This is a genomic window from Dactylosporangium darangshiense (genome assembly GCF_039537565.1).
GTDB classification, from domain to species: Bacteria; Actinomycetota; Actinomycetes; order Mycobacteriales; family Micromonosporaceae; genus Dactylosporangium; species Dactylosporangium darangshiense.
In genome coordinates, this window is sequence record NZ_BAABAT010000127.1 from 1 (window position 1) to 6,831 (window position 6,831).

Annotated in this window: 3 protein-coding genes; all 3 read left to right on the forward strand. The window is 68.2% G+C overall.

The features are described from left to right. The coding region (locus tag ABD901_RS57885; protein ID WP_345144814.1) for an amino acid adenylation domain-containing protein at window positions 1-3,806 on the forward strand (3,806 nt) is incomplete at its 5' end. Further along, entirely contained in the window at window positions 3,803-6,361 is a 2,559-nt protein-coding gene (locus ABD901_RS57890) for a non-ribosomal peptide synthetase (protein WP_345144816.1), read from the forward strand. The genes ABD901_RS57885 and ABD901_RS57890, both read left to right, overlap by 4 nt. Further along, window positions 6,358-6,831, forward strand: a 474-nt coding sequence (locus tag ABD901_RS57895; RefSeq protein WP_345144818.1) for a condensation domain-containing protein, incomplete at its 3' end; no start/stop codon positions are given. The genes ABD901_RS57890 and ABD901_RS57895, both read left to right, overlap by 4 nt.

The following is a 6,831-nucleotide window of genomic DNA, read 5'->3' on the forward strand; positions in this document are numbered from 1 at the left end:
ACGGCAGCCGCCTCTACCGCACCGGCGACCTCGCCCGCTGGCAACCCAACCACCACCTCGACTACCTCGGCCGCGCCGACCACCAAATCAAGATCCGCGGGCACCGCATCGAACCCGCCGAAATCCAAACCGCCCTCACCACCCACCCCGCCATCACCACCGCCGTCGTCACCGAACACGACCAGCAGCTCACCGCCTACCTCGTCAGCCCCGAAGGTCTTCCTCCGACCGACGAACTCCGCGCGTACCTGCACCGCACCTTGCCCGAGCACATGATCCCCACCCACTACATCGAACTGGCACAGCTGCCGCTCACCGCCAACGGCAAGCTCGACCGTGCCGCTCTGCCCGCACCCGACAGCACCCGGCCCGACCTCACCACCACCTACCAACCGCCCAGCACCCCGACCGAAGCACTCCTCGGCCGCATCTGGGCCGAACTGCTGCACCTCGACCAGGTCGGCGTCACCGATAACTTCTTCGACCTGGGCGGGCATTCACTACTGGCCACGCAAGCCCTCACGTGGACCCGCACCCGCCTCGGCATCGACCTGCCCCTGGCCACCCTCTTCGACCACCCCACCATCCAAGACCTCGCCGCCACCATCGACGCCACTACCGAAGTCAGCGTCGTCGCGCCGATCACCCCCGCCGACCGCAGCCAACCGCTGCCCCTGTCCTACGCCCAGCAACGCCTGTGGTTCCTGGCCCAACTCGACCCGGACTCGACCGAGTACCACGTCCCCACCGTCATCCCCCTCCCCGACACCACCGACCCCACCGCCATCGCCGACGCCCTGAGCACCATCGTCGAACGCCACGAAATCCTGCGCACCCGCATCATCACCGACCCTGACGGCATCCCATACCAGGTCATCGACCCACCAACCCCGTTCCCGCTGCACACCACCATCGCCACCAGCGACACCCACACCCGCGCCATCATCACCACCCACACCCCCTTCGACCTCACCACCGGCCCCCTCATCCGAGCCATCCTCATCCACCAACCCAACCGCCAAACGCTCCTCACCATCACCACCCACCACATCATCACCGACGAATGGTCCGACCGGATCCTCCGCCACGAACTCGCCACCCTCCTCAACCACCAACCCCTCCCACCCCTCTCAACCCAGTACGCCGACTACGCCACCTGGCAACGCCAACATCTCACCAACGACACCCTCCAAACCCAGCTCGGCTACTGGCGGACCCAGCTCGCGGACCCACCGGTCCTCGACCTGCCGACCGACCGGCCCCGACCGGCCGTGCGCTCCACCACCGGCGCCGTCGTCGGCTTCGCCGTCCCCAACGAGGTGGCCGCAGGATTGCGGGAACTGTCGCGGCGCCACGGCGTCACCATGTTCATGACCCTGGCCGCCGCCTACGCAGTGGTACTCGGCCGCAACACCGGCCAGACCGACCTGCTCATCGGCACACCGATCGCCAACCGCGGCCAAGCCGAAACCGAAGCGCTGATCGGGTTCTTCGTCAACACCCTCGTCCTGCGCACCCGCCTGAACGACGACCCCACCTTCACCGAACTGCTCGCCCAGGTCCGCACCACCGCCCTCGACGCCTACGCCCACCAGGACGTCCCCTTCGAACAACTCGTCGACGCCCTGGTCCAGGACCGCGACCGCTCCCGGAATCCGTTGGTGCAGACGGTGCTCAACTACGTCACGGCGGACGGATCGCAGGACGACCGCAGTACCGCGAGCGATCCATTCGACCTGGAAGACGTGGTGGCGAAGTTTGACCTGCGGTTGATAGTGGTGGAGTCGACGGCCGGGTTGGCCGGCGGATTCGAGTACGCGACGGCATTGTTCGACCGATCACGGATCGAGCGGCTGATCGAGCACCTGCTGCAGGTGCTCGATGCGGCGGTAGCCAATCCGGATCAGCCGCTGTCACGGTTGCCGATCCTGTCGACGGGCGAGCAGGGCCTGCTGGCCGGCTGGAACGCCACCAACGCGGTGCTACCGGCGCTCAACGGAGTCCACGCACTGTTCGAGGCCCAAGCCACCCGATCCCCCGACACCGCCGCCGTGGTGACCGACGACGGGCTGGTCGTGACGTATGCGCAATTGAACGCGCGGGCGGATCAGCTGGCATCGCAGCTGACCGGGCTGGGGGTGGGCGCCGAGACCGTGGTCGGACTATGCCTGGACCAGGGTGTCGACACGATCACCGCCATCCTGGCGGTATGGAAGGCCGGCGGCGCCTACCTACCGCTCGACCCGACCCATCCGATCGAGCGACTGGCCTACATGCTCGCCGACAGCGGCACCGCCGTACTCGTCACCACCAACGCCCTACTCGACGACCTGCCGGCCGGACGGCTCCCAACCGTCATCCTCGACAACCCGACAACCACCACCATCCCCAACGGACAACCACGGGTCCACCCCGGCCAGGCCGCCTACATCATCTACACCTCCGGCTCCACCGGGCGACCCAAAGGCGTCATCGCCACCCATGACAGTCTGATCAACTACACCCTGGCCATCCCGAGCCGGACCGGAACCGGCCGCGCCGGCGGCCGGTACGCGCTGCTGCAGCCCGCCACCACCGACTTCGGCAACACCATCATCCTGGCCGCGCTCAGCACCGGCGGCAGCCTCTACCTGCCCGACCCGGACCGGACCACCGACCCCGGCTACCTCGCCACCTTCCTACACACCCACCACATCGACTACCTCAAGATCGTCCCGTCCCACCTCGCCGCCCTCACCACCGACCACCCCCTCCCGGAACTCCTGCCCGGCGACACGCTCATCCTCGGCGGGGAACGCACCCCCACCACCCTGGCCGCAGACCTCGAGGACCTCCCGGTCCAGCTGATCAACCACTACGGCCCCACCGAAACGACCATCGGGGTCACTACCCACACCGGCTCCCACACCGGCGCCACCATCGGCCGGCCCATCGCCAACACCCGCGCCCATATCCTCGACCGGCACCTCAACCCCGTCCCGATCGGCACCACCGGCGAACTCCACATCGCCGGGGCCGGGATCACCCGCGGCTACACCGGCCAACCCGCCCAGACCGCCGAACGGTTCATCGCCAACCCGTTCGCCGACGACGGCAGCCGCCTCTACCGCACCGGCGACCTCGCCCGCTGGCAACCCAACGGCCACCTCGAATACCTCGGCCGCGCCGACCACCAGGTCAAGATCCGCGGCCACCGCGTAGAACCGGCCGAAATCCAGCACGCCCTCACCGCCCATCCGCACATCACCACCGCCGTCGTCACCGTCCACGACCAGCAGCTCACCGCCTACCTGATCGCCGACGGCGTGCCGCCCGCCGACGAACTCCGCGCGCACCTGCTCCGCACCTTGCCCGAGCACATGATCCCCACCCACTACATCGAGCTGACACAGCTGCCCCTCACCGCCAACGGCAAGCTCGACCGCACCGCCCTGCCCGCCCCCGACAGCACCCGGCCCAACCTCACCACCACCTACCAACCGCCCACCACCCCCACCGAAGAGCTCCTCGCCGGCATCTGGGCCGAACTGCTGCACCTGGACCAGATCGGCGTCACCGACAACTTCTTCGACCTCGGTGGGCACTCACTGTTGGCCACCCAAGCCATCACCCGCATCCGCACCACCTTCGACATCGACCTCCGCGTCGACGAGTTCTTCGACGCGGCGACCGTCAAGAGCGTCGCCGAACTGGTCGAGACCAAGATCATGTACGAGATCGAGCAGTTGTCGGACGACGAGGTGCTCCGCGGACTCGGATCGCAGCCCCAGAACACCGGCGCCGACAAGGAAGAGGACCTTCCGTGACCATCTCCTCGAAATCGCCGCTGGACTACTGGCGCACCCAGCTCGCGGACCCGCCGATCCTGAACCTCCCGACGGATCGACCGTACACAGTGGACTGTGCTCCGAGCGTCGCCGTTGTCGACTTCACGGTCCCGGACGACGTGGCGGCCGGTCTCCTGGAGCTGGCCCGGCGACATGACGCGGCCGTGTCCACGATCCTGGTCGCCGCTTACGCCGTCGTGCTGGGTTGGCACACCGGCCAGGACGATCTGCTCATCGGCATCCCCGGAACGGCACATGCCGCTGCGCCGGTACTGGTGTTGCGCACCCGGCTGGGCGATGATCCGACGTTCGCGGAGCTGGTCGACCGGACCCGGGTGTCGATGTCGGAGGCGTACGCGCACCAGGACGTGAGGTTCGAGGAGCTCGTCGACGCGCTGGTCCATGACCACGACCGTTCCCGCAGCCCGCTCGTGCAGACGCTGTTCGACCATGTCGTGGCCGGCCAGGCACGGCCGCCGGTACAGGCCGTCGACCTGCGGTTGATGGTGGTGGGGTCGGCCGGCAGGTTTGAGTACGCGACGGCGTTGTTCGACCGATCGCGGATTGAGCGGATGGTCGAGCATCTGCTGCAGGTGCTGGCCAGAGTGGTATCGGACCCCGAGCGGCCGGTGTCGCAGTTGCCGGTGCTGTCGGCGGCTGAGCGGGAGTTGCTGGCCGGGTGGAACGCCACCGACGCTGTGCTGCCGGCGGTCAACGGCGTGCACGCGCTGTTCGAGGCGCAGGCCGCCCGATCCCCCGACATCGCCGCCGTGGTGACCGACGACGGGCTGGTCGTGACGTATGCGCAGTTGAACGCGCGGGCGGATCAGCTGGCATCGCAGCTGACCGGGCTGGGGGTGGGCGCCGAAACCGTGGTCGGGTTGTGCCTGAACCGGGGTATCGACACGATCACCGCGATCCTGGCGGTATGGAAGGCCGGCGGTGCGTACCTACCGTTGGACCCTGCACATCCGGCCGAACGGCTGGCCTACATGCTGGGCGACAGCGGCGCCGCGGTGCTGATCACCACCGGCGCTCTACGCGACAGGACCGAGTCGTCCCTGCCCGCCGTGGTTCTTGACGACCCGACGACCGCCACAGTCCCCAATGGACAACCGCGACAGCGGGTGCATCCCGAGCAGGCGGCCTACGTCATCTACACCTCCGGGTCGACCGGCCGGCCGAAAGGTGTCATCGCCACCCACCACGGTCTGATCAACTACACCCTGGCCATCCCGACCCGGACCGGGACCGGGCGGCCCGGCGGCCGGTACGCGCTGCTACAGCCGGCCACCACCGACTTCGGCAACACCATCATCCTGGCCGCGCTCAGCACCGGCGGCAGCCTGTACCTGCCCGACCCGGACCGGACCATCGACCCCGGTTACCTCGCCACGTTCCTGCACACCCACCACATCGACTACCTCAAGATCGTCCCGTCCCACCTCGCCGCCCTCACCACCGACCACCCCCTCCCCGAACTGCTCCCCGCACACACGCTCATCCTCGGCGGGGAACGCACCCCCACCACCCTGGCCGCAGACCTCGAGGACCTCCCGGTCCAGCTGATCAACCACTACGGCCCCACCGAAACGACCATCGGGGTCAGCACCCACACCGGCTCCCACACCGGCGCCACCATCGGCCGGCCCATCGCCAACACCCGCGCCCATATCCTCGACCGGCACCTCAACCCCGTCCCGATCGGCACCACCGGCGAACTCCACATCGCCGGGGCCGGGATCACCCGCGGCTACACCGGCCAACCCGCCCAGACCGCCGAACGGTTCATCGCCAACCCGTTCGCCGACGACGGCAGCCGCCTCTACCGCACCGGCGACCTCGCCCGCTGGCAACCCAACGGCCACCTCGAATACCTCGGCCGCGCCGACCACCAGATCAAAATCCGCGGCCACCGCGTAGAACCCGCCGAAATCCAGACCGCCCTCACCACCCACCCCGCCATCACCACCGCAGTCGTCACCGCCCACGACATGCGCCTCATCGCCTATCTCGTCCCCGCCGACAAGGGCCTACCGCCCACCAGCGAACTCCGCGCCCACCTCGGTCAAACCCTGCCCGACCATATGATCCCGGCCCAGTTCATCGAACTGGCACAGCTGCCGCTCACCGCCAACGGCAAGCTCGACCGCGCCGCTCTGCCCGCCCCCGACAGCATCCGGCCCGACCTCATTAACACCTACCAACCGCCCACCACCCCCACCGAAGAGCTCCTCACCACCATCTGGACCAGACTCCTCGGCCTCGACCGGGTCGGTGTGACCGACAACTTCATTGACCTCGGCGGCCACTCGCTGCTCGCGATCGAGGCCATCGCCGCCATCCGCACCACCTTCGACATCGACCTGCGCGTCGAGGAGTTCTTCGACGCCGCGACCGTCAGGAACGTCGCCGAACTGGTCGAGATCAAGATCATGCAAGAGATCGAGCAGATGTCGGACGACGAGGTACTCCGCGGGCTCGGATCGCAGCCGCAGAACGCGGGCACTGACGAAGGCGAGGCCCTCCGATGACGATCTCCCCCTCCGACCTCATCAGCAGCCTCGAGGACCAGGGTGTGCGGCTGCACCTGGCCGAGGAGCGCCTGCAGGTGCTCGCCCCCAAGAACGTGCTGACCGGGGAGCTGAGCCGGCAGATCAAGCTGCATCGGGAGGAGATCGTCGAGATTCTCCGGCAGCGGCAGGACCCGGCGACGAGCCAGTCGTCGATCACCCGGGCCGACCGGAGTAAGCCGCTGCCGCTGTCGTTCGCCCAGCAGCGCCTGTGGTTCCTTCAGCAGCTTGACCCGGAGTCGGCCGAGTACACCTCGACGCTGCAGATCTCGTTGGGCGGAACGGTCGACGAGGACGTGCTGGAGGCTGCGTTTTCGGCGGTGGTGGCCCGGCACGAGGTGCTACGAACCCGGCTGGTCGCCGACGCCGACGGCATCCCCCACCAAATCATCGACCCACCCACACCCCAACACCTCAACCGCATCGACCTC